This window comes from Streptomyces sp. NPDC044984 (assembly GCF_040646935.1).
Lineage (GTDB): Bacteria > Actinomycetota > Actinomycetes > Streptomycetales > Streptomycetaceae > Streptomyces.
Map to the genome: position 1 here is coordinate 36,681 of NZ_JBEZBE010000001.1, position 25,131 is coordinate 61,811.

Annotated in this window: 23 protein-coding genes; 15 read left to right on the plus strand and 8 right to left on the minus strand. The window is 72.2% G+C overall.

Annotated features, from left to right (window positions below; translation table 11 throughout):
• Nucleotides 1-36: 36 nt before the first annotated feature.
• Complete coding sequence (gene argS, locus AB0A94_RS00205; RefSeq protein ID WP_361736478.1) at nt 37-1,797, minus strand: arginine--tRNA ligase; 1,761 nt, start codon at nt 1,795-1,797, stop codon at nt 37-39.
• A gap of 150 nt (nt 1,798-1,947) precedes the next feature.
• On the opposite strand from argS, the gene lysS reads away from it, so the two are divergent.
• Nucleotides 1,948-3,690, plus strand: a complete 1,743-nt coding sequence (lysS, locus tag AB0A94_RS00210) for a lysine--tRNA ligase (protein ID WP_361736481.1) — start codon at nt 1,948-1,950, stop codon at nt 3,688-3,690.
• A gap of 72 nt (nt 3,691-3,762) precedes the next feature.
• On the opposite strand, the gene AB0A94_RS00215 is transcribed toward lysS, so the two are convergent.
• The 3 genes from AB0A94_RS00215 to AB0A94_RS00225 all read right to left on the minus strand — a co-directional run bounded on the left by AB0A94_RS00215 (nt 3,763) and on the right by AB0A94_RS00225 (nt 6,982).
• Nucleotides 3,763-5,106: a DUF2637 domain-containing protein gene (locus tag AB0A94_RS00215; protein ID WP_361736484.1), complete on the minus strand. Its 1,344-nt coding sequence runs from the start codon at nt 5,104-5,106 to the stop codon at nt 3,763-3,765.
• A 90-nt stretch (nt 5,107-5,196) separates the two neighbouring features.
• Nucleotides 5,197-6,042 (minus strand): DUF3558 family protein, encoded by an 846-nt coding sequence (locus AB0A94_RS00220; protein WP_361736487.1) that lies wholly within the window; start codon nt 6,040-6,042, stop codon nt 5,197-5,199.
• 133 nt (nt 6,043-6,175) lie between these two features.
• Nucleotides 6,176-6,982 (minus strand): DUF3558 domain-containing protein, encoded by an 807-nt coding sequence (locus AB0A94_RS00225; RefSeq protein ID WP_361736490.1) that lies wholly within the window; start codon nt 6,980-6,982, stop codon nt 6,176-6,178.
• Nucleotides 6,983-7,198: 216 nt separating this feature from the next.
• Here AB0A94_RS00225 and AB0A94_RS00230 point away from each other — a divergent pair, with 216 nt between their 5' ends.
• Nucleotides 7,199-8,392, plus strand: a complete 1,194-nt coding sequence (locus AB0A94_RS00230; RefSeq protein ID WP_361736493.1) for an RtcB family protein — start codon at nt 7,199-7,201, stop codon at nt 8,390-8,392.
• Nucleotides 8,393-8,437: 45 nt separating this feature from the next.
• On the opposite strand, the gene AB0A94_RS00235 is transcribed toward AB0A94_RS00230, so the two are convergent.
• Together AB0A94_RS00235 and AB0A94_RS00240 are read right to left on the minus strand one after the other, a co-directional pair.
• Nucleotides 8,438-8,578: a hypothetical protein gene (locus AB0A94_RS00235; RefSeq protein ID WP_361736495.1), complete on the minus strand. Its 141-nt coding sequence runs from the start codon at nt 8,576-8,578 to the stop codon at nt 8,438-8,440.
• Complete coding sequence (locus AB0A94_RS00240) at nt 8,578-9,354, minus strand: SDR family NAD(P)-dependent oxidoreductase (protein ID WP_361736498.1); 777 nt, start codon at nt 9,352-9,354, stop codon at nt 8,578-8,580. The genes AB0A94_RS00235 and AB0A94_RS00240 overlap by 1 nt, the downstream gene beginning before the upstream one ends.
• Nucleotides 9,355-9,489: 135 nt before the next feature.
• Here AB0A94_RS00240 and AB0A94_RS00245 point away from each other — a divergent pair, with 135 nt between their 5' ends.
• Together AB0A94_RS00245 and AB0A94_RS00250 are read left to right on the plus strand one after the other, a co-directional pair.
• The gene (locus tag AB0A94_RS00245) at nt 9,490-9,924 is read left to right on the plus strand and encodes a nuclear transport factor 2 family protein (protein ID WP_361736500.1); all 435 of its coding nucleotides are present in this window, start codon (nt 9,490-9,492) and stop codon (nt 9,922-9,924) included.
• Between the two features lie 144 nt (nt 9,925-10,068).
• The gene (locus tag AB0A94_RS00250; RefSeq protein WP_361736503.1) at nt 10,069-10,551 is read left to right on the plus strand and encodes a MarR family transcriptional regulator; all 483 of its coding nucleotides are present in this window, start codon (nt 10,069-10,071) and stop codon (nt 10,549-10,551) included.
• Here AB0A94_RS00250 and AB0A94_RS00255 read toward each other — a convergent pair.
• The gene (locus AB0A94_RS00255) at nt 10,548-10,949 is read right to left on the minus strand and encodes a helix-turn-helix domain-containing protein (protein WP_361736506.1); all 402 of its coding nucleotides are present in this window, start codon (nt 10,947-10,949) and stop codon (nt 10,548-10,550) included. The two genes, AB0A94_RS00250 and AB0A94_RS00255, sit on opposite strands and share 4 nt — an antisense overlap.
• Before the next feature lie 125 nt (nt 10,950-11,074).
• Here AB0A94_RS00255 and AB0A94_RS00260 point away from each other — a divergent pair, with 125 nt between their 5' ends.
• From AB0A94_RS00260 to AB0A94_RS00295, 8 genes are all read left to right on the plus strand, one after another.
• Nucleotides 11,075-11,965, plus strand: coding sequence for an NADP-dependent oxidoreductase (locus tag AB0A94_RS00260; protein ID WP_361736509.1), 891 nt, complete (start codon nt 11,075-11,077; stop codon nt 11,963-11,965).
• 87 nt (nt 11,966-12,052) lie between these two features.
• On the plus strand, nt 12,053-13,147 hold the full coding sequence (locus AB0A94_RS00265) for an LLM class flavin-dependent oxidoreductase (RefSeq protein WP_361736512.1): 1,095 nt from the start codon (nt 12,053-12,055) through the stop codon (nt 13,145-13,147).
• A complete protein-coding gene (locus AB0A94_RS00270) occupies nt 13,144-13,770 on the plus strand; it encodes an FMN reductase (RefSeq protein WP_361736515.1) in 627 nt (208 codons plus the stop codon). The genes AB0A94_RS00265 and AB0A94_RS00270 overlap by 4 nt, the downstream gene beginning before the upstream one ends.
• Nucleotides 13,771-13,843: 73 nt before the next feature.
• Nucleotides 13,844-14,566: a response regulator transcription factor gene (locus AB0A94_RS00275; protein ID WP_361736518.1), complete on the plus strand. Its 723-nt coding sequence runs from the start codon at nt 13,844-13,846 to the stop codon at nt 14,564-14,566.
• On the plus strand, nt 14,567-16,003 hold the full coding sequence (locus tag AB0A94_RS00280) for a HAMP domain-containing sensor histidine kinase (protein ID WP_361736521.1): 1,437 nt from the start codon (nt 14,567-14,569) through the stop codon (nt 16,001-16,003). It begins immediately after the preceding gene.
• 391 nt (nt 16,004-16,394) lie between these two features.
• The gene (locus AB0A94_RS00285) at nt 16,395-17,660 is read left to right on the plus strand and encodes an ArgE/DapE family deacylase (protein ID WP_361736524.1); all 1,266 of its coding nucleotides are present in this window, start codon (nt 16,395-16,397) and stop codon (nt 17,658-17,660) included.
• A gap of 419 nt (nt 17,661-18,079) precedes the next feature.
• Entirely contained in the window at nt 18,080-18,790 is a 711-nt protein-coding gene (locus AB0A94_RS00290) for a GNAT family N-acetyltransferase (protein WP_361736526.1), read from the plus strand.
• 355 nt (nt 18,791-19,145) lie between these two features.
• A complete protein-coding gene (locus AB0A94_RS00295; protein WP_361736529.1) occupies nt 19,146-20,348 on the plus strand; it encodes an MFS transporter in 1,203 nt (400 codons plus the stop codon).
• Nucleotides 20,349-20,726: 378 nt separating this feature from the next.
• On the opposite strand, the gene AB0A94_RS00300 is transcribed toward AB0A94_RS00295, so the two are convergent.
• The gene (locus AB0A94_RS00300) at nt 20,727-21,164 is read right to left on the minus strand and encodes a hypothetical protein (RefSeq protein ID WP_003992141.1); all 438 of its coding nucleotides are present in this window, start codon (nt 21,162-21,164) and stop codon (nt 20,727-20,729) included.
• Nucleotides 21,165-21,636: 472 nt separating this feature from the next.
• Here AB0A94_RS00300 and hemL point away from each other — a divergent pair, with 472 nt between their 5' ends.
• The 3 genes from hemL (at nt 21,637) to AB0A94_RS00315 (ending at nt 25,107) form a co-directional block, all read left to right on the plus strand.
• Entirely contained in the window at nt 21,637-22,953 is a 1,317-nt protein-coding gene (gene hemL / locus AB0A94_RS00305; RefSeq protein ID WP_361736532.1) for a glutamate-1-semialdehyde 2,1-aminomutase, read from the plus strand.
• Entirely contained in the window at nt 22,950-23,642 is a 693-nt protein-coding gene (locus AB0A94_RS00310) for a histidine phosphatase family protein (protein ID WP_361736535.1), read from the plus strand. Before hemL ends, AB0A94_RS00310 begins: the two co-directional genes overlap by 4 nt.
• 166 nt (nt 23,643-23,808) lie before the next feature.
• Complete coding sequence (locus AB0A94_RS00315; RefSeq protein ID WP_361737508.1) at nt 23,809-25,107, plus strand: hypothetical protein; 1,299 nt, start codon at nt 23,809-23,811, stop codon at nt 25,105-25,107.
• Nucleotides 25,108-25,131: the final 24 nt, after the last annotated feature.

Here is a 25,131-nt window from a genome sequence, read left to right on the forward strand (position 1 = left end):
GACTCATCGGAGAGGACGGGCCGTCGCGGGGCGCGGTCAGAGCCGCTCGGGCGTCCGGATGCCCAGCAGGGCCATGCCCTGGTGGAGCGTGCGGGCCGTGAGGTCGCACAGCAACAGGCGGTTCTCCGCCACGTCCTGCGGCGGCTGCGGCTTGATCACCGGGCACTTGTCGTAGAACGACGTGAACAGCGACGCCAGCTGGTACAGGTACGCGGCCAGCTTGTGCGGGGCGTACTCCGCGGCCGCCTCGAAGACCGTGTCCCCGAACGCGTCCAGGTGCAGGCCCAGCGCGCGCTCCGCCTCGTGCAGCTCCAGCTCCGGGTGAGCGGCGGGGCGGACCTCGCCGGCCTTGCGGAGGATGGACTGGATACGGGCGTAGGCGTACTGGAGGTACACGCTGGTGTCGCCGTTGAGCGAGACCATCTGGTCCAGGTCGAACTTGTAGTCGCGGTTCGGCGACGTCGACAGGTCCGCGTACTTCACGGCCCCGATGCCGACCTGCGCGGCCCGCTCCCGGATCTCGTCCTCGGTGAGGTCCCGCGCCTTCTCCCGCACGACCTCCGCCGCCCGCTGCACCGCCTCGTCCAGCAGGTCCTCCAGGCGTACGGTCTCGCCCTCACGCGTCTTGAAGGGCTTGCCGTCCGCGCCGAGCACCGTGCCGTAGCCCATGTTGTGCGCGGTGACGTCGTCGCCGAGCCAGCCGGCCCGGCGGGCCGTCTCGAAGACCATCTTGAAGTGGAGCGACTGGCGCACGTCGACGACGTACAGCAGCGTGGTCGCGTGCAGGTCGACGACCCGGTTGCGGATCGCGGTCAGGTCGGAGGCCGCGTAGCCGAAGCCGCCGTCGGCCTTCTGCACGATCAGCGGGACCGGCTGGTCGTCCTTGCCGCGGATCTCGTCGAAGAACACCACGAGCGCGCCCTCGGAGCGCACCGCGACACCCATCTCCTCCAGGAGGCGGGCGGTCTCGGGCATGCCCTCGTTGTACGCGGACTCGCCGACGATCTCCTCGTCGCGGATCTCCATGTCGAGCTTCTCGAAGACGGAGTAGAAGTAGACCTTCGACTCGTCCACGAACTGCTGCCACAGCTCGAGCGTCTCCTTGTCGCCGGACTGGAGGGCGACGACCCGCTTGCGGGCCCGCTCCTTGAACTCCTCGTCCGAGTCGAAGAGCGCACGCGACGCCTTGTACACGCGGTTCAGGTTCGACATGGCCTGCTCGCCGTCGACCTCCTCGGCCGGGGCCAGCTCGCCCGGGTGCTCGAACAGGTACTGGATGAGCATGCCGAACTGGGTGCCCCAGTCGCCGATGTGGTGCCGGCCGATCGTCTTCTCGCCGGTGAAGTCGAGCATGGCGCGCAGGGCGTCGCCGATGACCGCCGACCGCAGGTGGCCGACGTGCATCTCCTTCGCCACGTTCGGCTGGGCGTAGTCGACGACCGTGACGCCCGCGTCCTCCTTCAGCGGCACGCCGAGGCGCTCGCCGTCCGCGTGCCGCGCGGCGAGGTTCCGGGTGATCGCCCGGTCGGCGACGGTGATGTTGAGGAAGCCGGGTCCCGAGACCTCGACGTCCTTGATCAGGTCGCCGGTGGTGATGCGGGCGACGACCTCGGCCGCCAGCTCCCGCGGGTTCGCCTTCGCCTTCTTGGCCAGCGCGAGGATGCCGTTGGCCTGGAAGTCCGCCCGGTCGCTTCGTCGCAGCAGCGGGTCCGCGCCGGCGGCCTCGGGGCGGGTGGCCGAGAGGGCGGACGCGAGATGCTGCCGGACGGAGTCGGTGAGGGACGTGACCGAGGCCATGGAGGCTGCCGTTCTGCTCGGGTTCGTGGACTACTACCGAAGCCGAGTATCCCACGCGGTGAAAAGCGGTTTTCGCGGATGCGGGCCGGGCTGGGAGAATGGAGCGGTCAGCCGTGCGACCGTACCGGCTGCCCGAGCAGAGAGAAGGACGTGCCGATCGTGGCTCAGAGCACCGAGACCACCGACTGGGTCTCCCGTTTCGCGGACGACGTCATCGAGGAGTCGGAGCGTCGGGCCCCGGGCAAACCTGTGGTCGTCGCGTCCGGTCTCTCCCCCTCGGGCCCGATCCACCTCGGGAACCTGCGCGAGGTCATGACCCCCCACCTCGTCGCCGACGAGATCCGCCGCCGCGGCCACCGGGTCCGGCACCTGATCTCCTGGGACGACTACGACCGGTACCGCAAGGTCCCGGCCGGCGTCCCCGGCGTCGACGAGTCCTGGTCCGAGCACATCGGCAAGCCGCTGACCTCCGTCCCGGCGCCGAAGGGCTCCGCGCACCCGAACTGGGCCGAGCACTTCAAGGCCGCGATGACCGCGTCGCTGGCCGAGCTGGGCGTGGAGTTCGACGGCATCAGCCAGACCGAGCAGTACACCTCCGGTACCTACCGCGAGCAGATCCTGCACGCCGTCCGGCACCGCGCCGACATCGACGCGATCCTCGCCCAGTACCGCACCAAGAAGGCCCCGGCGAAGAAGCAGCAGCAGAAGCCGGTCGACGAGGCCGAGTTGGAGGCCGCCGAGGGCTCCGGCGCCGCCGCCGAGGACGACGGCAGCTCCGGCGCCGCCGGGTACTTCCCGTACAAGCCGTACTGCGGCAACTGCGAGAAGGACCTGACGACGGTCACCACCTACGACGACGACTCCACCGAGCTGACCTACGCCTGCACGGCGTGCGGCTTCTCGGAGACCGTCCGGCTGAACGAGTTCAACCGCGGCAAGCTGGTCTGGAAGGTCGACTGGCCCATGCGGTGGGCGTACGAGGGCGTGATCTTCGAGCCCAGCGGTGTCGACCACTCCTCGCCGGGGTCGTCGTTCCAGGTGGGCGGGCAGATCGTCGGGATCTTCGGCGGACAGCAGCCGATCGGGCCGATGTACGCCTTCGTCGGCATCAGCGGCATGGCGAAGATGTCCTCGTCGAAGGGCGGGGTGCCGACCCCGGCCGACGCGCTGCAGATCATGGAGCCGCAGCTGCTGCGCTGGCTGTACGCACGCCGCCGCCCCAACCAGTCCTTCAAGATCGCCTTCGACCAGGAGATCCAGCGCCTCTACGACGAGTGGGACCGCCTCGACGCCAAGGTCGCCGACGGCTCCGCCCTGCCCGCCGACGCCGCCGCGCACTCCCGCGCGGTGCGCACGGCGAGCGGTGAGCTGCCCAGGACGCCCCGGCCGCTGCCGTACCGCACGCTCGCCTCGGTGGCCGACATCACCGCCGGTCACGAGGACCAGGCGCTGCGCATCCTCAGCGAGCTGGACCCGTCCGACCCGCTGGGCTCCCTGGACGAGGCCCGGCCGCGCTACGACAAGGCCGAGGCGTGGATCAACACCCACGTCCCCGCCGACCAGCGCACCATCGTCCGCGCGGAGCCCGACGCCGAGCTGCTGAAGTCGCTCGACGAACAGGCGCGGCAGTCGCTGCGGCTGCTGCTCGACGGCCTCGCCGACAACTGGTCCCTGGACGGGCTCACCCACCTCGTCTACGGCGTGCCCAAGGTCCAGGCGGGCTTCTCCGCCGACGCCACGCCCAAGGAGCTGCCGGCGGAGATCAAGACCGCCCAGCGGACGTTCTTCGCGCTGCTGTACCACCTGCTGGTCGGGCGGGACACGGGGCCGCGGCTGCCCACGCTGCTGCTGGCGGTGGGGCAGGAGCGGGTGCGGACGCTGCTCGGGGAGTAGGCCCGCCCCGTACGACGACAGGGGGCGCCCGGTGTCGGCCGGGCGCCCCCTGTCGTCGTGTGCGCGTCCGCACTACGCGATGTGGTCCTCTTCCATCTCCGCCATGTGGCGCGCCTGGAAGCGTTCGGCGAGGACCTTCAGCTCGCTCGGGCTCAGCGTCGTGCCGTAGGTCGCCTGGATGTTGTCACCGAGGACGCGGGGCGTGGGATAGCTGCCGTCTATCGACTGACGGAACACCTGGTAGTACGCCTCCTCGTCCGGGTCGGAGTCGGTGCCGCCGCCCTCGCCCAGCTCGCGGGTGCGGCCGCCGGGGACCACCGGGATGGGGAAGCTGCCGGTCTCCTCCGGCGAGGGTTCCTGGAGGGGCGGCTCCTCCTGGTACTGGTCCTGGTACTGCTCGGCCTGCTGCTGCTCCGCGTACCAGCGGGCGTACTCCTCGTCGGGGTCGTACGTGGGGTCGTAGCCGCCGTGGTACTCGACGGTCTGCGGGTCGCGGGCGTGCAGCCACGGATTGCCCGTGGTGTCTTCCTGGGGCTCGGGGCTCTGGTTGCCCTCGAGCTCCAGGCGCTGCTCGCTGTGAGGTACCTCCCCCCGTGCCTGAACGGCCTGGGAGGTGCCCCCAGCGCCCACCCGTGCCGCCCCAGCGGCACGACTGCCCGCAGCCGCGTCGGTGCGGCTTGCCGCGGCCATCTCCGGTACGTCGGGCGCCGGGGGTATCAGCGCCGGCTCTATGCCTGCCGCCGCCAGGCCCGCCGGGGCCGTGTCGGCCAGGGGAACGCCGTACTTGGCGAGGCGGAGCGGCATCAGGGACTCGACCGGGGCCTTGCGGCGCCAGGCGCGGCCGAAACGGGAGCGGAGGCGGGCCTGGTAGACCAGGCGCTCCTGCTCCAGCTTGATCACCTGCTCGTAGGAGCGCAGCTCCCACAGCTTCATCCTGCGCCACAGCAGGAACGTCGGCACCGGCGACAGCATCCAGCGGGTGAGCCGGACGCCCTCCATGTGCTTGTCGGCGGTGATGTCGGCGATGCGCCCGATCGCGTGCCGGGCCGCCTCCACCGACACCACGAACAGCACCGGGATCACGCCGTGCATGCCCACGCCGAGCGGATCGGGCCACGCCGCCGCGCCGTTGAACGCGATCGTCGCCGCCGTCAGCAGCCACGCGGTCTGCCGCAGCAGCGGGAACGGGATGCGGATCCAGGTCAGCAGCAGGTCCAGGGCCAGCAGGACGCAGATACCGGCGTCGATGCCGATCGGGAAGACGTAGCTGAAGTTCCCGAAGCCCTTCTGCAGGGCGAGCTCACGGACGGCCGCGTACGAACCCGCGAAGCCGATTCCGGCGATGATCACGGCACCGAAGACGACCACGCCGATGAGAACCCGGTGCGTCCGTGTCAGCTGAAGTGGCGCGGCCACCCGTACTCCCCTCCCAGTGCGTGTTGTTGCGCGCAACAGAGTGGCACATGTGTGCGGGGGACGGGTGGCCGGTTCCGGTTCAGGGTCGGTTCAGCTCTTGCTCGACGCCTTCGAAGCGGACTTCGAGGCGGACGTGGAAGGGGACTCCGAGGCAGGCTTCGAGGGGGACCCGGAGGCCGACGAGGACGGCGCGGCGCCCGTGCCGTTCGCCTTCGTCACCGAGGCCACCACCTCCTTGGCCGCCTTCTGCGCGTCCTTCATCAGGTCGTCGGCGTCCGGCGTCCTGTCACCGGCGAGGCCGGCGCCGTTGTAGTCGAGGGTGACGACCACGTTCTCGACGCGTGCCACGACCGTCTGCTGCTTGAAGGTGCCTTCCTTCTTCTTCAGGTCGTAGCGCACCGCCGTCGCCACGTCCCCGGTCCCGCCGACCGGCTCCGACTTGACGCTCTTCGCGCCCTCGGCCGCCTGGGCGTCCCGCACCTGCTTGTCGTAGTACTCCTGGGCGAGCTCGTCGCCCGGACCGCGGGTGGTGTCCGAGTCGAAGCGCAGCAGCGACACGTTCAGCCAGCGGAACTGCGACCCCTTCACCCCGTTGTTGTCCAGGCTGTTCCAGGAGCAGCTGCCCCGGGTGGAGACGTCGTCCGAGGAGCCCTCCTTGCCCGCCTTCGCCTTCGGCGCCAGGTCGTCCAGGGTCTTCTCGGACAGCACCGCGCACGGCTCCGGGAGCCTCTGGTACGCCGCCGCCTGCACCGTCGGGGACGGGCTCGCGGACTGCGAGGCGGAGGCGGAGGCGCCCTTGCCCTCGCCGTCGTCGGAGCCGGAGTCCGAGGAGCAGCCGGCGGCGACCAGCATCACGGGGACGGCTGCCGCGCAGACAAGAACGCGGGTAAGGCGCTTCGCTCGCTCGGGCTGCTCTCGCTGTGCTCGTCGCTGCATGGTTCCTTCACTCATGACGCTCGTGTTCCCTGCGGTCGGAACGGGTCCGAGGGGTCACGGTACGCGGTGAGCCACCCGCGTGGTCCTCCTTCGCGTGCTTCGCGCGCAGGGGCGAAGGTGCCGTGGACCGTGCTCAGCCGCTCAGCGAACCGGCCAGCTCCGAGGCCAGCTTCCGTGCCCTGTCCTGCATTTCCTTGCTGTCCGGGACGACGCCGACGGTCACCGGCTGCTCCGCGTACTCGACGGTCACGATCACGTTGGACGTGCGGAACGCCACAGTCACCGTGCGCTGCTCGGCGGTCGAACCGGAGCTGCTCAGCTCGTCGTCGAGGAACGCCTCGTCGCCCAGGTCCTCCAGGAGACGGGGCTGGAGGTCGGAGGGGGCGGTGGACGGCGAGGCGGTGGTGGGCGACCCGGACGGAGGGGGCGAACCGGGTTCCGTGGAAGGGCTGATGGACGGAGTGCCGGTCTCCGTGGTCGTCACCGTCGGCTCCGGGAGGTGCGCCGCCGCCTGCCTGGTCGCGAAGAGTTCCCCGGCCTGGGCCTCGTCGCTGACGGCGTTGTCGTAGGAGACGACCCGCTCGAAGTCGACCAGCAGGTGGTCGGTCGCCTCGGCCGACTCCACCTTCCAGCGGCAGCCCACCTTGCGGTCGGTGTCGTACGTGAGGGTCGCCTCTCCCGCGTACGCCTCCTCGCGCTGCGCCGTGTCGGTCATCTCCCCGATGCCGGGCAGGAGTTGGCCGAGCGTCGTGTCCTCGACCGCGCCGCAGGGCTCGGGGAGCGTGGCGTACCTGCCGGGCTGGGCGGCCTGGGTGGCCGTACCGGCGCTTCCCGGGTTGGAGTCGTCCGACTGGCCGCCGTCGTCCGGGCTGCCGGTGCAGCCGGCCAGGACGGCCGCCAGGAGCGCGGCGACGCCGGGTACGTACGCCTTCCGCTGCACGGTCGGGCTCCTCTCGATGGTGGGTGCGGGCCGGTGCCCGCCGGGTCTCCCCAGTGTCCCCGCTGGTTAATCGCTTGCCGCACGGGGGCGCCCCCGGCAGACAATGTGTATCGCACGCACTGCCGTGGACGCCGGTCCGTCATCCCTTTTCACCGGCCTTGGCGCCGGTTTTGCGATTCGTGACTTGTGTTGCCTTCATGGGGGAATGGGGACGTTATGCCGTACGTGGAACTTCCGGGTGCGAAGGTGCCGATCCGTATGTGGACGGATCCGGCGACGGTGGAGGAGGGCGCCCTCCAGCAGCTGCGCAACGTCGCCACCCTGCCGTGGATCAAGGGCCTGGCCGTGATGCCGGACGTGCACTACGGCAAGGGCGCGACGGTCGGGTCGGTGATCGCGATGCGGGGTGCGGTGTGCCCGGCGGCGGTCGGCGTGGACATCGGCTGCGGCATGTCGGCGGTGCGGACGTCCCTGACGGCGAACGACCTGCCCGGTGATCTGTCGCGGCTGCGGTCGAAGATCGAGCAGGCGATTCCGGTGGGGCGGGGCATGCACGACGACCCGGTCGACCCGTCCCGCTTCCACGCCTTCGCGACCGGCGGCTGGGACGACTTCTGGGGGCGCTTCGGCGGAGTGGCGGACGCGGTCAAGTTCCGTCAGGAACGTGCCACGAAGCAGATGGGAACGCTCGGATCCGGCAACCATTTCGTAGAGGTGTGCACGGATACGGTCGGTTCCGTCTGGCTGATGCTGCACTCCGGTTCCCGGAACATCGGCAAGGAACTCGCCGAGCACCACATCGGCGTGGCCCAGAAGCTCCCGCACAACCAGAACCTGGTCGACCGCGACCTCGCCGTCTTCGTCGCGGACACCCCGCAGATGGCGGCGTACCGCAACGACCTGTTCTGGGCGCAGGAGTACGCGAAGTACAACCGCTCGATCATGATGGCGCTCCTGAAGGACGTGGTCCGCAAGGAGTTCAAGAAGGCGAAGCCCACCTTCGAGCCGGAGATCAGCGCGCACCACAACTACGTGGCCGAGGAGCGCTACGACGGCATGGACCTGCTCGTGACCCGCAAGGGCGCCATCCGCGCGGGTTCCGGCGAGTACGGGATCATCCCGGGCTCCATGGGCACGGGTTCGTACATCGTCAAGGGCCTCGGGAACGCCGAGTCCTTCAACTCGGCGTCGCACGGCGCCGGCCGGCGCATGAGCCGCAACGCGGCCAAGCGGCGCTTCTCGACGAAGGACCTGGAGGAGCAGACGCGGGGCGTGGAGTGCCGCAAGGACTCCGGTGTCGTGGACGAGATCCCGGGCGCCTACAAGCCGATCGAGCAGGTCATCGACCAGCAGCGGGACCTCGTCGAGGTCGTCGCGAAGCTGAAGCAGGTCGTCTGCGTGAAGGGCTGACGCGACGGAGGCGACACGGAGGGCGGGTCCCGCGCGAGGGGCCCGCTACTTCGCGTGCGTCACCGCGTAGATCATGACGAAGGCCACGATGTGGATGCCGAAGAGGAAGTAGCCGAGGTAGTACCAGACGTAGCGTTCGCGCTTCTTCTCCAGGGCCAGGCGGCGCTGTTCGCCGGCGTCGGGCATCACGGCTCCCGGTGGACCTTGGTGTTGGACGCCTGGGCGCGGGGGCGGACGATCATCAGGTCGATGTTGACGTGGGGCGGGCGGGTGACCGCCCAGGTGATGGTGTCGGCGACGTCGTCCGCGGTGAGGGGCTCGGCGACGCCCTGGTAGACCCTGGCGGCCTTCTCCGCGTCGCCGCCGAAGCGGGTGAGGGCGAACTCGTCGGTCCTGACCATGCCGGGCGCGATCTCGATGACGCGCACCGGGCGGCCGACGATCTCCAGGCGCAGGGTCTCGGCGAGGACGTGCGCGCCGTGCTTGGCGGCGACGTAGCCCGCGCCGCCCTCGTAGGTGGCGTGGCCGGCGGTGGAGGAGACGACCACGACCGTGCCGTCGCCGCTCGCGTCCAGCTTGGGCAGCAGGGCCTGGGTGAGGTTGAGGGTGCCGAGGACGTTGGTCTCGTACATGGTGCGCCACTGGTCCGGGTCGCCGGTGGCGACCGGGTCGGCGCCGAGGGCGCCGCCGGCGTTGTTGACGAGGACGCCGACGGTCCTGAAGGCGGTGGCGAACTCGTCGACGGCCGCGCGGTCGGTGACGTCGAGGGGGTAGGCCGTGGCCGCGTGGCCGGCGGCGGTGATCTCCTCGGCGAGCGCCTCGATGCGGTCCTTGCGGCGGGCGGTGAGGACGACGCGGTAGCCGGCCCCGGCGAGGCGGCGGGCCGTGGCGGCGCCGATCCCGCTGCTCGCACCCGTGACGACGGCGATACGGGACGCGGCGGGCGGTACGGCGGTGGCCATGGGCTGCTCCTCGGACGTACTGGTTCGTGGTCGGGACGTGCGCGGCCAGCATAGGCGGGGGCGGCCGGGCGGCGGCGAGGGCGGGGACCCGGTGGGAGAATGGGACGGGTGGTCCTCCGGGGCAGGAGGTGGGTCATGGGTGAGGCGCGCGAGGTCATGGACCGGCTCACCGCGGCGGTCACCACGGACCTGGACATGGACGCCGTGGCGGAGCTGTACGCGCGGGACGCGGTCGCCTGGGTGCCCGAGGCGGGGGAGCTGCGCGGGCGGGACGAGATCGTCGAGTACTGGCGTCAGATGACGACGGCCGTGCCCGGCGCCCGGTACGAGTCGCTGCACGCGTTCGAGGTGGGCGCCACCGCGATCGACGAGGGGTACTTCAGCGGCCGGAACACCGGGCCGTTGCGGGTGCCGGACGGGCGGAGCGTGCCGGCGACCGGGAAGGAGGTCAGGATCCGCGGGGTGGACGTCGCCACCGTCGAGGACGGCAGGATCGTCAGCTACCGGCTCTACTTCGACCAGCTGGCCTTCCTGGAGCAGCTGGGGCTGCTTCCGGAGACGGTGGTCTGAGGGCGTCGGCCGTCGCGCGGCGGAGCGGGGGTTCCGCAGGCGTGCGGCCGCGCATCCGGGTGCATCACCTGGTGGACGGTGCCCGGCACGGGCGGGGCGTGGAACACATCCGCGGACGGCGAGGTGGTGCGAGGTGGTGGCGGGATGGCGGGGAACACACGGGCCGGGCTGCTGGCGGAGCTGGCCGTGGTGTCCCGGCGGTACGTGGCGGCCCACGCCCTGTTCAACCAGGCGCTCGCCGACCGTCTGGGCCTGCACCCGACCGATCTGCAGTGCCTGAACCTGCTGACGCTGGAGGGCGGCCCGGTGACCACGGGCCGGGTCGCGGAGCTGACGGGGCTGACGACCGGTTCGGCGACCCGGCTGGTGGACCGGCTGGAGCGGGCGGGGTACGTGGTGCGGGAGCGGGACGCGGATGACCGGCGGCTGGTGCTGGTGGCGGTGGTGCCGGAGCGGGCCGCCGAGTTCGGGCGGGTGTGGGAGCGGCTGGGCGGCGGCTGGGTCGCGCTCTTCGACGACCTCGACGACGCGCAGCTCGCCTTGTTCATCGACCACATGAGGCGGACGACGGAGTTGGGCGCGGAGCAGGCCGCCCGGCTGCGGTCGGGGGAGGCCGCGGACGGTTAGTCGGTCTCGGCGTCGTAGCGGTCCCGGGCCCGGTGGACCTCGTCGAAGTGGGTCTCCGCCCAGTCCTTCACGGCGGTCAGGAGCAGGCTGAGGCTGGCTCCGAGCGGGGTGAGTTCGTAGTCGACGCGGACCGGGACGGACGGGGTCACCGTGCGGGTGAGGAGGCCGTCGCGTTCCAGTGAGCGCAGGGTCTGGGTGAGCATCTTGGGGCTGACGCCGGCGATCTTGCGGCCGAGGTCGCTGTAGCGCATGGGGCCCGTGGCGAGGGCGCTGACGACCAGGCTGACCCACTTGTCGCTGATGCGGTCCAGGAGCTGGTTGGTGGGGCAGCTCTTGAGGAAGGCGTCGTACTCGAAGCGTGCCCGTTCACGCCGCTGGGCCGCTGTCGTGGTCGCCATGGCTCACCTCCGGGAGACATACGCACTCTCAGGTAACTACTTACTCCTGGATAGTAACTCTTCCTAGGGTTGCGCTCAGCCGCGGAGGAACCGCGGTGAACAGCCACCATCGGGGAGTTTCTGTCATGCGTGCTGCAGTGGTGACGTCGTTCGGTGGACCCGAGGCCGTGCGGGTCGTGGAGGCGGAGGTGCCGGAGCCGGCCGCCCGGCAGGTGCGGATCAAGGTCGCGGCGGCGGCGCTGAATCCGGTGGACGCGGGGGTGCGGGAGGGTGTCTTCGGCGGTGCGGGCAAGGCGATCGGGCTCGGCTGGGACGTCGCGGGGACGGTCGACGCGACCGGGCCGGCGACCGCGTGGAGCGCCGGTGACGAGGTGGTCGCGCTCGACCACGGCATGGTGAAGCCGCTGGGTGCGCACGCCGAGTACGTCGTCGTCCCGGCGGACGCGGTGGCGCGGGCCCCGCGGACCGCCGACGCGGTGCACGCGGCGACGCTGCCGCTGAACGCGTTGACCGCCGCGCAGGCCCTGGACCTGCTGGAGCTGCCCGAGGGCGGGTCACTGCTGGTGACGGGGGCGGCGGGCGCGGTCGGCGGCTACGCCGTCCAGCTCGCCGCCCACCGGGGGATCGACGTCACCGCCCTGGCCCGGGAGGACGACGAGGAACTCGTGCGCTCCCTTGGTGCCGCGCGCTTCACGGGCGGTGCGGTGGAGGCGGGGAGCTTCGACGCCGTGCTGGACGCGGCGGTGCTCGGGGGGCGGGCGCTGGCGTGGGTGCGGGACGGGGGCGCGTACGCCGGTGTGATCCCGCAGGCGGCGCCGGCGGCGGAGCGCGGGGTGCGGGTGGGCGCCGTCGAGGTGGCCGCCGACGGGGCCCGGCTGGCGGAGCTGGTGCGACTGGTGGACGAGGGGGTGCTCACGCTCCGGGTCGCGGAGGCGTATCCGCTGGCCGACGCGGTGAAGGCGCACGCGCGCCTGGCGGAGGGCGGGGTGCGGGGGCGGTTGGTGCTGGTGCCGTAGGCGCGCGGCCGGGGGTGGAATAGGAGGGGGCGGGGCGTCGTTCCAGGGGTATAGTTGAAGCGTAAACAACCTGGAGGGTGAGCGGCCATGCAGTTCGGGATCTTCAGCGTCGGGGATGTCACGCCCGACCCGACCACGGGGCGTACGCCGACCGAGCGCGAGCGGATCAAGGCCATGGTCGCCATCGCGCTGAAGGCCGAGGAGGTCGGCCTGGACGTGTTCGCGACCGGGGAGCACCACAACCCGCCGTTCGTGCCGTCCTCGCCGACCACCATGCTCGGCTACATCGCCGCCCGCACCGAGCGGCTGGTGCTGTCCACCTCCACCACCCTGATCACCACCAACGACCCGGTGAAGATCGCCGAGGACTTCGCGATGCTCCAGCACCTGGCCGACGGCCGGGTGGACCTGATGATGGGGCGCGGGAACACCGGCCCGGTCTATCCCTGGTTCGGGCAGGACATCCGCCAGGGCATCAACCTGGCGGTGGAGAACTACGCGCTCCTGCACCGGCTGTGGCGCGAGGACGTCGTCGACTGGGAGGGCAAGTTCCGCACCCCGCTGCAGGGCTTCACCTCCACGCCCCGCCCGCTGGACGGCGTACCGCCGTTCGTCTGGCACGGCTCGATCCGCTCGCCGGAGATCGCCGAGCAGGCCGCGTACTACGGCGACGGCTTCTTCCACAACAACATCTTCTGGCCGGCCGACCACACCAAGCGCATGGTCGAGCTGTACCGGGCGCGGTACGCCCACTACGGGCACGGCACCCCCGAGCAGGCGATCGTCGGCCTCGGCGGTCAGGTGTTCATGCGGAAGAACAGCCAGGACGCGGTGCGTGAGTTCCGCCCCTACTTCGACGTCGCCCCGGTCTACGGGCACGGGCCCTCGCTGGAGGAGTTCACCGAGCAGACCCCGCTGACCGTGGGCTCCCCGCAGCAGGTCATCGAGAAGACGCTGTCCTTCCGCGAGTACGCCGGCGACTACCAGCGCCAGCTGTTCCTGATGGACCACGCGGGCCTGCCGCTGAAGACCGTGCTGGAACAGCTCGACCTGCTGGGCGAGGAGGTCGTGCCGGTGCTGCGCGAGGAGTTCGCCAAGAACCGCCCGGCCGACGTGCCGGACGCACCCACCCACAGCTCGCTGCTGGCCGGGGCCAGGACGAAGGAAGGCGCACAGGCATGAGGCTCGTCGTCGTCTCGGCGGGACTGAGCGTCCCGTCCTCCACCCGGCTGCTCGGCGACCGGCTGGCCGCGGCCGCCGCCCCGGCGGCCACGGCTCCCGAGCCCCAGCCGGCCGATGTCGAGGTCATCGAGCTGCGCGACCTCGCCGTGGAGATCGCGCACACCTTCACCAACGGCTTCCCCGGCCGGGCGCTGGCCGGCGCGTTCGACGCGGTGGCCGGGGCCGACGGGCTGATCGTGGTCACGCCGGTGTTCTCGGCGTCGTACAGCGGGCTGTTCAAGTCGTTCTTCGACGCGCTGAGCGTCACCGACCCCGAGGCCCTCGCCGGGAAGCCGGTGCTGATCGCGGCGACCGGCGGCACGGCCCGGCACTCGCTGGTCCTGGACCACGCGCTGCGGCCGCTCTTCTCCCACCTCAAGGCCGTCGTCGTCCCCACCGGCGTCTACGCCGCCTCCGAGGACTGGGGCGCCGAAGGGCTGAACGGCCGTGTCGAGCGCGCGGCCGGGGAACTGGCGGCCCTGATGGCCGGGCTGTCCACCGCCCGTCCGCTGACCGGGCGGGACTCCTTCGAGGAGGTCACCCCGTTCGAGGAGCGACTGGCGGCGCTGCGGCCCGCCGGGTGAGATACGGGTGAGAAGCGGGCCCCGGAGCCGTCCTCCGGGGCCGCGGGACGGCGGCGGTTGGCACACTGGGCGCGTGCCGCACACCGTTCTGCTCGCCGAAGACGACCGCGCCATCCGCAACGCCCTGGAGCGTGCCCTCACCCTGGAGGGATACCGGGTCACGGCCGTCGCCGACGGCGTCGAGGCCCTCGCGCAGGCCCACCGCAGCCGGCCCGACGTGCTGGTGCTCGACGTGATGATGCCCGGCATCGACGGGCTCCAGGTGTGCCGGGTGCTGCGTGCCGAGGGCGACCGCACACCGGTGCTGATGCTGACCGCGCTGGTGGAGACCGCTGACCGGATCGCGGGACTGGACGCGGGTGCCGACGACTACGTCGTCAAGCCGTTCGACGTCGAGGAGGTCTTCGCCCGGCTGCGCGCGCTGCTGCGCCGGGCGGCCCCGGTGGTGCCGGATCCCGAGCCGGTGGCGGAGGAGGCGAAGCCGGACACCCCCGGCCGGTTCGTGGAGGCGGCCGGGCTGCGCATGGACCCCCGGGCGCGCCGGGCCTGGCGCGGCGGGCGCGAACTGGAGCTGACCCGCACCGAGTTCGAGCTGCTGGAGCTGCTGATCCGCCACGCGGGCATCGTCCTGGACCACTCGACCATCTACGACCGCATCTGGGGCTACGACTTCGGCCCCGGTTCCAAGAACCTCGCCGTCTACGTCGGCTATCTGCGCCGCAAGCTCGACGAGCCCGGCGCGCCGCAACTGATCCACACGGTACGCGGGGTGGGCTACGTGCTGCGGGAGGGCTGAGTGCCCGCGGGCGGTGCGCCGGGGGCGCCGGTTCCGCGCCGACGGCTGCGGCTGCTGTCGCTGGGAACCACGTTCGCGGTGGCGTTCGCGGCGGTCACCGCCACGGTCACCGTGCTGGTCGGCATCCTGTCGTACAACGCCGCCGCCCGGCTGGTGCGGGTGGACCAGCAGTCCGTGTTCGACGAGGTCGTGCAGGACCTGCGGAGCGAGGTCCGGGACAACCGGATGACCCCGCACGACTTCTCCTCCGCCGCGCCCGGCCACGACCTGGTGCGGCCCGCCCGGACCGACGTGCAGGTCCTCGGCCCGGACGGCAGCGTCTTCGACCCCGGCGACCCGGGGCTGCCGGTGGTCGACGCCGACCGGCGGGTCGCGGGCGCCACGACGGCGGGGCGGGTGGCCGTGCACGCGGACGTCGACGTCGGCGACGACGTCTACCGGGTCGCGACCGTCTCACTGGGCGGCGGCCGGGGCGCGGTGCAGGTCGCGCAGGAGTTCAGCAACACCGAGGACCTGCTGCGGGCCCTCCAGCGGCGCACGCTGATCCTGATGGCGGCGGTGGTGGTCGGGGCCGGGCTGTTCGGCTGGTGGCTGGCCCGGCGCATCACCCGCCGCCTGGTCGTCCTCACCCACACCGCCGAGGCCGTCGCCCGTACCCGGCGCCTCGGCATCCAGGTGCCCGTCGCCGGCTACGACGAGGTGGGGCGCCTCGGCCGCGCCTTCGACCGGATGCTGGGCCGGCTCGCCCAGTCCGAGGAGGACCAGCGCCGGCTGGTCCAGGACGCCGGGCACGAGCTGCGTACGCCGCTCACCTCGCTGCGCACCAACATCTCCCTGCTGCGCCGCATCGACGAACTCCCGCCCGGCACCCGTGAGGAACTCGTCGCCGACCTCACCCAGGAGGCCCGCGAGCTGACCGACCTCGTCAACGAACTGGTCGATCTCGCGGCCGGGCAGTCCGACACCGAGCCGTCGCAGCGGGTCGACCTCGCGGACATCGCCGAGGACGTCGCGGGGCTGGCCCGGCGGCGCACGGGGCGGGAGATCCTGGTCCGCGCGAGCGGGGACACCACGACCGACGGGCGGCCCGGGATGCTGACACGGGCGGTGTCCAACCTGGTCGAGAACGCGGTCAAGTTCGACCGGGACGGACGCGGCCCCGTCGAGATCCGCGTCGCCGGGCCCGCGCGGCCGGGGACGGTGCGGGTGGAGGTGCGCGACCGGGGGCCGGGCATCGCGGACGACGACCTGACCCGCGTCTTCGACCGCTTCTACCGCGCCGCCGACGCGCGTTCCCTGCCGGGGTCAGGACTCGGGCTGTCCATCGTCCGGGAGATCGCCCTCGCGCACGGCGGTGCGCCGTACGCCTTCCGGCGGGAGGGCGGGGGGACGGTGACCGGGTTCACGGTGGGGGGCGTACAGCGGTCGGTCGGGTGAGCGGCGTTTCCGTGCGGTTGGGCGCGGGCCCGTGCCGGCGCGGGGCGGGGCTGGTTGCGCGGGGTGGGGCTGGTCGTGCGGGGTGGGGCTGGTCGTGCGGGGCGGGGCTGGCGGGGTTCCTCCCGGGGCCCCGGCGCCCACCCGTGCCGCGGCTCCAGGGGGCGCTGAGGTCCTCCTTCCACGGACACCCCCTGCGCCCGCCCTCCCCCGCTCCCGGCTCCGCTCGAGCGGGGGACCTCCATCGCCCCGGGGGCACCTCCCAGGCCTTTGAGGCACTGGGAGGCACTGCTGCCCGCGGCCACGCGGGGTGGCAGGCGTAAGTGGGCGCCGCGGTGCGCAGATATGCGTGCGGGGGCGGCGGAGGGCCGCTCCCCGGTGCGGGGAGGGTGGCATGCTGACCGACGAGGAGGCCGCGGCGCTGGCGGCGGTGGACGAGAAGGCGCTGGGACGGACGCTGCTGGAGCTGATCTCCGTGCCCAGCGTGACCGGGAGCGCCGCCGAGTCCCAGCTGCAGCATCAGCTGGCCGGGCGGCTGGAGTGGCTCGGGATGGACGTCGACCTGTGGTCGATGGACCTGCCCGCGCTCCGCGCCGATCCGGACTTCCCGGGGACGGAGGCGCCCCGCGAGGAGGCGTGGGGGCTCGTCGGGACCACCCCCGACGGCGGTGACGGGCCCACGCTGATCCTGCAGGGGCACGTCGATGTCGTACCGCCGGGTGATCCCGCCGCGTGGGACGGCGACCCGTTCGTGCCCCGGGTGACCGGGGACCTCGTGCACGGGCGCGGGGCCTGCGACATGAAGGCCGGTCTCGCGGCGCACCTCGCCGCGCTCGCCGCGATCCGCGCGGCCGGCATACGGCTGCGCGGCCGGGTGGCCGTGCACTGCGTCGTCGGTGAGGAGGACGGCGGTCTCGGCGCCTTCGGCACCCTGCGGCGCGGTCACCGCGGCGACGCCTGCGTCATCGCCGAGCCCACGGCCGGCACCCTGATCACCGCCAACGCGGGCGCGCTGACGTTCCGCATCGCCGTGCCCGGCAGGGCGGCGCACGGCAGTTCACGGGAGCAGGGGGTCAGCGCGGTCGACGCCTACCTTCCCCTGCACCGGGCGCTGGCCGCGCTGGAGACCGAACGGAACCGGGACCCGGACCCGCTGCTCGCCGAGTACCCGATCCCGTACGCCCTGTCGGTGGGCACCGTGCGCGCCGGGGACTGGGCGAGCAGCGTGCCCGATCTGCTGGTCGCCGAGGGCCGGCTCGGCGTACGCCTCGGCGAGGACCCGGCGGACGCGCGCGCCGAGTTCGAGCGGTGCGTGGCGCGGGTGTGCGCCGCCGACCCGTGGCTGCGGGATCACCCGGCCGCCGTGAGCTGGCCGGGCGGGCAGTTCGCGAGCGGCCGCCTGCCCGAGGGGCACTCCCTGGCGGACACGGCCGGTGCCGCGTACGCCGACGCGACGGGCCGCCCCCGGCCGAGGCGGCGCGGCGCGACGTACGGCAGTGATCTGCGGCACTACGTGGGCGCCGGCATACCGACGCTGCAGTACGGCCCCGGGGACATCGCGGTGGCGCACAGCGAACGCGAGCACGTGTCCCTGCGCGAGACGGTGGAGGCGGCCCGGACCCTGGTGCTGACGGTGCTGCGGACCGTCGGGATGAAGTGAGGCGACACGTCTCCGGGCCCGTCGGGAAGAGGACGCCCGCTCGGACGGCGGCGGGGGAGTGGTGTGTCTGGAGGAGAACCGTGAGCACTTCGAGCTGTGTTGCTCATGCGCCGCTCAATTGAGCTTCTGGTGGACACTCGGCTGCCTTCTGCTCACCGAATTGCTCCACAGGTGTCGAAGCGCGGCCAGGGGGGCGGTGCCTTGGGTCCGGCACCTGGATTCCGAGCGGGCGCGGAAGACCGCGCGGACATTCCGGAAGGGCCGTTGGTCAGGCTCTCGGCTCCGTCGCGCTCGATCCGTCAACTACACTCCCCGGGGCCGTTCGGCGCGGACACCGGAGTGACGACGATGGAAGCGTTGAAGAAACGCCATGAGGACGCCTGCGACGGCAACGCCTCATGACGACACGAAGGCACAGCATGTTGGCAGGTCATCATGGCGCGGCCGCTCTCGACGATCCGGTGGGCGAGTCGCTCGGGGGACACCACTCACATCTCGCTCGCCGGCTCGGCGCGGCTGCCACGTACCTGACACCGTTCGCGACCTTCTCCGCGGTGTCCGCCACCGCGGACGCGGCGCGGTGGGACGACCTGGCCCGGCTGCTCGGCCGGGGAGAGCTCGCCGACATGTTCAGCTGCCCGGCCGTCCCGCCGCCGGACTGGGAGCCGGTCTTCACCCTCGAAGGCCGTCAGATGATCTGGACCGGTGACGACCGCCCCGTCACCCCTCATGCCGAACCCGACTCCGGCGTGGTCGAACTGGGCTCCGCGGACGTGTCCGAGATGCTCGGTCTCGTCGAGCGGACCCGGCCGGGTCCGTTCCGGCCGCGCACGCACGAACTCGGCGCCTATCTCGGCATCCGCGAGGAGGGCACGTTGGTGGCGATGGCGGGTGAACGGCTGCGGCCTCCCGGCTGGACCGAGATCAGTGCCGTCTGCACCGCACCCGAGGCACGCGGCCGCGGTCACGCCGCACGCTTGGTACGCGCACTCGTCGCGCGCATCGTGTCACGGCGGGAGCGTCCCTTCCTGCACGTGGCCGAATCGAACGCCGGCGCGATCGCGCTCTACGAGCGGCTCGGTTTCCGGACCCGCGGACAGGTGACCTTTCGCGGGTTCCGCACTCCGTGACGGCCGGGGCCTCGGTCCGACGGGCGGGCGGTCCGACAGGCGGGCGGTCCGACGGGCGGGCGGACGAGGGCGGTCGGACGAGGGCGGTCGGACGAGGGCGGTCGGTCGCGGCCGGTCACGACGCCGCCGTCGGCGCCCCGGACCGCGCCGGTGACCCGGTCCGTCCGCTCCGGTGACAGGAAGGCGACCCGTGTACGGGACGGACGCCGCTGAGCCGGGTGCCGGCGCCGCACCTCACGGACGGGCCGACCGCCGAGCGGGGGCGGACCGGGACTACGGTCCCGGGGTGACGAAGGTCGGCCTTCGGCCGTGGCACGAGGTCGGAGGAGCAGAATCCCGGTTCGAGGGGGCAGCTGTGAACGTCGGTGTGCAACGCGGTGCGATCGCCGCCGTGCAGGTGCTCGGCCTCGCCGTGTGGTTCTCCATGTCGGCGGTGGTGCCCAGTCTGCGGAACGACTGGGAGCTCACGGCCGGCGGCGCGGTGTGGCTGACGGCCTCCGTGCAGATCGGCTTCGTCGCCGGGGCGGTCGCCTCGACCGCGTTCAACCTGGCTGATCGCGTCCCGGCCCAGCGCCTGCTCGCCGTCACCGCCGCGGCGGCCGCGGCCTGCACCGTGGTACTGGCCCTGTTCGCCGACCGGCCGGCCGTCGCCGTGCCGCTGCGCTTCATGACCGGGGTGTTCCTGGCCGGCGTCTACCCCACCGGCATGAAGCTCATGGCCTCCTGGGCCGGCAGCGCCGGACGGGGCAGGACCATGGGCGTCCTCATCGCCGCCCTCACCCTCGGCTCGACGCTTCCCCATCTCATCGCCGGGCTGGGGTCGCTGCCCTGGCGCGGTGTCCTGCTCGCCGCGGCGGCGGCCGGACTCGCGGGCTCCGTCATCGCCCTGCTCCTCGTCCGGCCCGGCCCCCACGCGGCGTCGGCCGCACCCGTCCGCAACCCCCGGTACGCGCTGACCATGTTCACCGAGCGCGGGCCGCGCCTGGCCAACCTCGGCTACTTCGGGCACATGTGGGAGCTCTACGCCCTGTGGACCTGGATCCCGTCCTTCCTGCTGGCGGCCCCCGCCGCGGAAGGACTCCCGGGCTCGGTGGAGATCACGGTGTTCCTCGCCATGGGACTCGGCGGAGCGGCCGGCTGCCTGCTCGGCGGCTGGGGCGCGGACCGCTTCGGCCGCTCTCCCGCCGCCATGGCGGCACTTCTCACCAGCGGCCTGTGCTGCCTCACCTCCCCGTTCCTCCTCCACGCCCCGCCCCTGCTCCTGTTCGCCTTCTGCACGCTGTGGGGTGCCGCGGTGATCGCGGACTCGGGGGTGTTCTCGACCTCGCTGAGCGAGGTGGCCGACCACCGCTACATCGGGACGGCGCTCACCGGCCAGACCGCGATCGGCTTCGCCCTCACCGTCGTCAGCATCCAGCTCACCCCCCTCCTGGCCGAGGCCGTCGGCTGGGAGTACGCCTTCCTCCTCCTCGCGCCCGGGCCCCTGGCCGGCGCCCTCGCCATGCGCGCCTTCGGCAAAGGCGTCCCCTCCGCCCTCTCCCCGCAGGGCGCCTCCTGACGACCGGCCACGACGTACCTGCCGCACGGTGCGGCAGGACCGGGCATCCCGGGGCACCGACGCCGAGGGGACCGACGGCCGTCGTGCCGTGCGACCGGTGTTCCAGGCGCCTCACGCGGTCGGTGTCCCGTGGGACGAGTGCGGCCGCCGGCTCCGGAAGCGGAGGTGGCGCACGCCGGATCCGTACGGATCACCGCCGGGGAGAAGAGCCCGCCGGCGACCTGCCCGCCGCCCAGGACACATCAGCCGCCCAGGACACCTCAGCGCCCCGGCGGCATCCGGATGTCCCCGACGCGCCCCGGACCTCCCGACGGTCCCTCCCGGCACATGACGAGGGCGGGGTCCGAAAACCCCGCCCGCTACCCGAGAAACCCCGGCTCAGGGCCACACCAGGCAGTACGCCTGGTGCCCCGCCTCATGCAGCCGGTGCGAGAAGTCCTGCCACTCGTGCAGCAGCTGGTACACGTTGAACGCGTCACGCGGGCCGCCGCGGTCCGGGACCGTCGACCAGATGAAGGCCGCCGCGCCGACGGCCTCCTCGCCTATGCCGCGCAGCGGGTCGACGACCGTCATGGGGAGTTTCACGACCGCGTAGTCGGGGTGCAGGACGACCAGTTCCAGGGGCGGCACCTTGTGCAGGGGGACGCCCTCGATACCCGTGAGGACCATCGCGGCCATGGTCTCCGGCTTGATCTTGGTGAACATGCCGTTCATGCCGAGTTCGTCGCCGCCGAGCTCCTCGGGGCGCATCGAGATCGGGACGCGGGCCGCGGTGGCGCCGTCCGGCGCGCCGAAATACTTGTACGTCACCCCCACCCGACCACCATTCCTGCTCCCCGCCCCGCTCAGGGGGCCGATCCGCTCCGGTCCACCGTGTGTCTGACGCGTCTCGTCCGTGTCCTCCGCCTCGCGTCGGTGTCTTCCCCGCCGGGCACGTCGAGGACCCAGGTCATCAGTCCCCTCGCCCAGTCCGCCACCGCGATGCATATCTCCACCCGACTGCTTTTCTAGGACGCGTGGCCCCCGCCGCGCAACCCGATCATCGTGTCAGTGACCTCCCCCACGGCCGCCCGCCGAAACGTACGGTCGGACATCCGCCCGCGAGGGCTTCGCAGCCTCCGGCCGGCCCCGACCGTGTGAGCTGTGTGTATCAGACGCCAGTTTCGCAGATCACGGCCGATCGGGGGCCGGATGCCGCAGGCCGCCCCTGGCCTACCCTGGACACGTCATACGCACCCGGAGCCGGGAAACCCCGGAATGTCGGAGAAGGTCGGAGAAGTCGCAGGTCATGAGCGAACTGCCATATTCATACGAAGCCCCAGCCTCGCAGGCACTGTTCGACCGTGCCGCGGCCGTCACGCCCGGCGGCGTGAACTCGCCGGTGCGCGCCTTCCGCGCCGTCGGCGGCACGCCCCGGTTCATGGTGTCGGGCACCGGCCCGTACCTGACCGACGCCGACGGACGCGAGTACGTCGACCTCGTCTGCTCCTGGGGGCCGATGATCCTCGGGCACGCGCACCCCGAGGTGATCGCCGCCGTACAGGAGGCCGTCGCGCGCGGCACGTCCTTCGGCACGCCCGGTGAGGGCGAGGTCGCGCTCGCCGAGGCGATGACCGCCCGGATCGAGCCGCTGGAGCAGGTGCGGCTCGTCTCCAGCGGGACCGAGGCCACCATGTCGGCGATCCGGCTCGCCCGCGGGTTCACGCGGCGCACCAAGGTGGTCAAGTTCGCCGGCTGCTACCACGGGCACGTCGACTCGCTGCTCGCCTCCGCCGGTTCCGGGGTGGCCACGTTCGCGCTCCCCGACACGCCCGGCGTCACCGGCGCCCAGGCCGGCGACACCATCGTCCTGCCGTACAACGACCTCGACGCCGTGCACGCCGCCTTCGCCGCGCACCCGGACGAGATCGCCTGCGTGATCACCGAGGCGTCCCCGGGCAACATGGGCGTCGTACCGCCGCTGCCCGGGTTCAACCAGGGGCTGAAGGACGCGTGCGCCGCGAACGGCGCGCTGTACATCTCCGACGAGGTCATGACGGGGTTCCGGACCAGCCGCGCCGGGTGGTACGGCGTCGACGGGGTGCGGCCCGACCTGATGACCTTCGGCAAGGTGATGGGCGGCGGCTTCCCGGCCGCGGCCTTCGGCGGGCGCGCCGACGTGATGGGCCACCTCGCCCCGGCCGGGCCCGTGTACCAGGCCGGCACCCTCTCCGGCAACCCCGTCGCCACCGCCGCCGGCCTCGCCCAACTGCGGCTGCTCGACGACGCCGCGTACGAGAAGGTGAACGCCGTATCGGCGCAGATCCAGTCGCTCGTCACCGAGGCGCTCGGCAAGGAGGGCGTCGCGCACACGCTGCAGAACGCCTCCAACATGTTCTCGGTGTTCTTCACCGACCGCCCGGTGCGGAACTACGAGGACGCCAAGGCGCAGGACTCGTTCCGCTTCACCGCGTTCTTCCACTCCCTCCTCGAGAACGGCGTCTACCTGCCGCCGTCGTCCTTCGAGTCCTGGTTCGTGTCCACCGCGCACGACGAGCGGGCCGTCCAGCGGATCGCCGACGCCCTCCCGGCGGCGGCCCGAGCGGCGGCGGAGGCCACGGCATGAGCGCTCCGGAGAAGGACGACGACGTCACCGTCGTCCACCTGATGCGGCACGGCGAGGTCGAGAACCCGGACGGCATCCTGTACGGCCGTCTCGCCGGCTACCACCTCTCCGAGCTGGGCCGGCGCATGGCCGACCGGGTCGGGGACCACCTCGCCTCCCGCGACATCACGTACGTCGTCGCCTCCCCGCTGGAGCGGGCGCAGGAGACGGCCGAGCCCATCGCCAAGGCGCACGGCCTGGACATCGCCACCGACGGGCGGCTGATCGAGGCGGAGAACGTCTTCCAGGGCAAGACCTTCGGCATCGGCGACGGCGCGCTGCGCCGCCCGGCCAACTGGAGGCACGTCGTCAACCCGTTCAGGCCGTCCTGGGGCGAGCCGTACGTCGATCAGGTCATCCGCATGATGGGCGCGCTGAACGCGGCCAAGGACGCGGCGCGCGGACACGAGGCGGTGCTGGTCAGCCACCAGCTGCCGATCTGGATCGTGCGGTCCTACGTGGAGAAGCGGCGGCTGTGGCACGACCCGCGCAAGCGGCAGTGCACGCTCGCCTCGCTGACCACCTTCACCTATCAGGGGGACAGGATCGTCTCCGTCGGCTACAGCGAGCCGGCCCGTGATCTCGTCCCCGCGCATCTGCTCGCGGGTGCCAGGCCGGTGAAGGGGAAGAGCAAGGCGTTCGGGGCGTAACGCCCGCCGGACCGGCGCGACGCCCGACGGGGACCACGCTTTCGAAAACCGTTGCGAAACCCCCGCACACGACCGGGAACCCGCGGCTTCGTCACGTCCTCTGAGTGAGTGACCACCAGAGGACGTGACGATCGGGGTTGCCGTGCGCAGTCTCACCCGTAGGGGAATGCTCGGGCTCGGGGCGGGAGCCGCGGCCGCCGTCCCGCTGGCGGGCTGCGGCGGCCACACGGGTTCGGGCGGCGGGAGCGACGCGGGCGGCCCCCGCCCCGACGACCGGCCCGGCACGCCGAAGCCGAAGCCGACGAACACCGCCCGCCCGATCGGTGACGGCTCCACCTCCTTCACCGGCAGGCAGCCCCACCAGCCCGACGAGCCGGTGCCGCTGGAGCCGGGTCAGGCCCCGCCGCAGTTCGTCGTCTTCTCCTGGGACGGGGCCGGCGAGGTCGGCAACGGCCTCTTCCCGCGCTTCCTGGACCTGGCCAAGGAGCACGGCGCGGCCATGACCTTCTTCCTCTCGGGCCTCTACCTGCTCCCCGAGTCGAAGAAGCGCCTCTACGACCCCCCGAACAACCCGCGCGGCGCCTCCGACATCGGCTACCTCACCGACGCGCACATCAGAGACACGCTGAAGAACCTCCGCCGCGCCTGGCTCGAGGGCCATGAGATCGGCACCCACTTCAACGGCCACTTCTGCGGCGGCTCCGGCAGCGTCGGCGGCTGGACGGCGCGGCAGTGGCGCAGCGAGATCGACCAGGCCAGGTCCTTCGTCAAGGAGTGGCGGACCAACTCCGGCTGGACCGACCTGGAGCCGCTCCCCTTCGACTACGACAAGGAGCTCGTCGGCGGCCGTACGCCCTGTCTGCTCGGCCAGGACAACCTGCTGCCCACCGCCCGCGAGCTCGGCTGGCGCTACGACGCCTCCTCGCCCGGCGGCCGCCAGGTCTGGCCGTCGAAGAAGCAGGGCATATGGGACCTTCCGCTCCAGCAGATACCGTTCCCCGGCCGCTCCTTCGAGGTCCTGTCGATGGACTACAACATCCTCGCCAACCAGTCGGTCAACTCGACCAACGCGCCGGCCCACAACCACCCGGGCTGGCGGCGGCAGGCGACCCAGGCGTACATATCGGGATTCAAGCGGGCGTACGAGTCGAACCGTGCGCCGTTCTTCGTCGGCAACCACTTCGAGCAGTGGAACGGCGGCATCTACATGGACGCCGTGGAGGAAGCGCTCAAGCACATCGCGCGGGAGAAGGAGAAGGGCGGCGACGTGAGGCTCGTCTCCTTCCGGCAGTTCACCGACTGGCTGGACGTGCAGAAGCCGGAGGTGCTGGAGCGGCTCCGCACCCTGGACGTCGGCCAGGAACCGGCCGGTGGCTGGAAGGCGTTCACCCGGAACACCGGCACCACCGGGACGAGCGACACCGGGACGGGTACCACCGGAACGGGCACCGGCGACGCCGCCTGAAATGCGGGTTTCCGCCCGCACGGG

What these genes read in the sequence shown, in the direction of transcription:
- argS (WP_361736478.1), bottom strand. Translation starts at nt 1,797, where the DNA reads ATGGCCTCGGTCACGTCCCTCACCGACTCCGTCCGGCAGCATCTCGCG.
- AB0A94_RS00220 (WP_361736487.1), bottom strand. Translation starts at nt 6,042, where the DNA reads ATGCAGCGACGAGCACAGCGAGAGCAGCCCGAGCGAGCGAAGCGCCTT.
- AB0A94_RS00230 (WP_361736493.1), top strand. Translation starts at nt 7,199, where the DNA reads ATGCCGTACGTGGAACTTCCGGGTGCGAAGGTGCCGATCCGTATGTGG.
- AB0A94_RS00235 (WP_361736495.1), bottom strand. Translation starts at nt 8,578, where the DNA reads ATGCCCGACGCCGGCGAACAGCGCCGCCTGGCCCTGGAGAAGAAGCGC.
- AB0A94_RS00240 (WP_361736498.1), bottom strand. Translation starts at nt 9,354, where the DNA reads ATGGCCACCGCCGTACCGCCCGCCGCGTCCCGTATCGCCGTCGTCACG.
- AB0A94_RS00245 (WP_361736500.1), top strand. Translation starts at nt 9,490, where the DNA reads ATGGGTGAGGCGCGCGAGGTCATGGACCGGCTCACCGCGGCGGTCACC.
- AB0A94_RS00250 (WP_361736503.1), top strand. Translation starts at nt 10,069, where the DNA reads ATGGCGGGGAACACACGGGCCGGGCTGCTGGCGGAGCTGGCCGTGGTG.
- AB0A94_RS00255 (WP_361736506.1), bottom strand. Translation starts at nt 10,949, where the DNA reads ATGGCGACCACGACAGCGGCCCAGCGGCGTGAACGGGCACGCTTCGAG.
- AB0A94_RS00260 (WP_361736509.1), top strand. Translation starts at nt 11,075, where the DNA reads ATGCGTGCTGCAGTGGTGACGTCGTTCGGTGGACCCGAGGCCGTGCGG.
- AB0A94_RS00265 (WP_361736512.1), top strand. Translation starts at nt 12,053, where the DNA reads ATGCAGTTCGGGATCTTCAGCGTCGGGGATGTCACGCCCGACCCGACC.
- AB0A94_RS00270 (WP_361736515.1), top strand. Translation starts at nt 13,144, where the DNA reads ATGAGGCTCGTCGTCGTCTCGGCGGGACTGAGCGTCCCGTCCTCCACC.
- AB0A94_RS00285 (WP_361736524.1), top strand. Translation starts at nt 16,395, where the DNA reads ATGCTGACCGACGAGGAGGCCGCGGCGCTGGCGGCGGTGGACGAGAAG.
- AB0A94_RS00290 (WP_361736526.1), top strand. Translation starts at nt 18,080, where the DNA reads ATGTTGGCAGGTCATCATGGCGCGGCCGCTCTCGACGATCCGGTGGGC.
- hemL (WP_361736532.1), top strand. Translation starts at nt 21,637, where the DNA reads ATGAGCGAACTGCCATATTCATACGAAGCCCCAGCCTCGCAGGCACTG.
- AB0A94_RS00310 (WP_361736535.1), top strand. Translation starts at nt 22,950, where the DNA reads ATGAGCGCTCCGGAGAAGGACGACGACGTCACCGTCGTCCACCTGATG.
- AB0A94_RS00315 (WP_361737508.1), top strand. Translation starts at nt 23,809, where the DNA reads ATGCTCGGGCTCGGGGCGGGAGCCGCGGCCGCCGTCCCGCTGGCGGGC.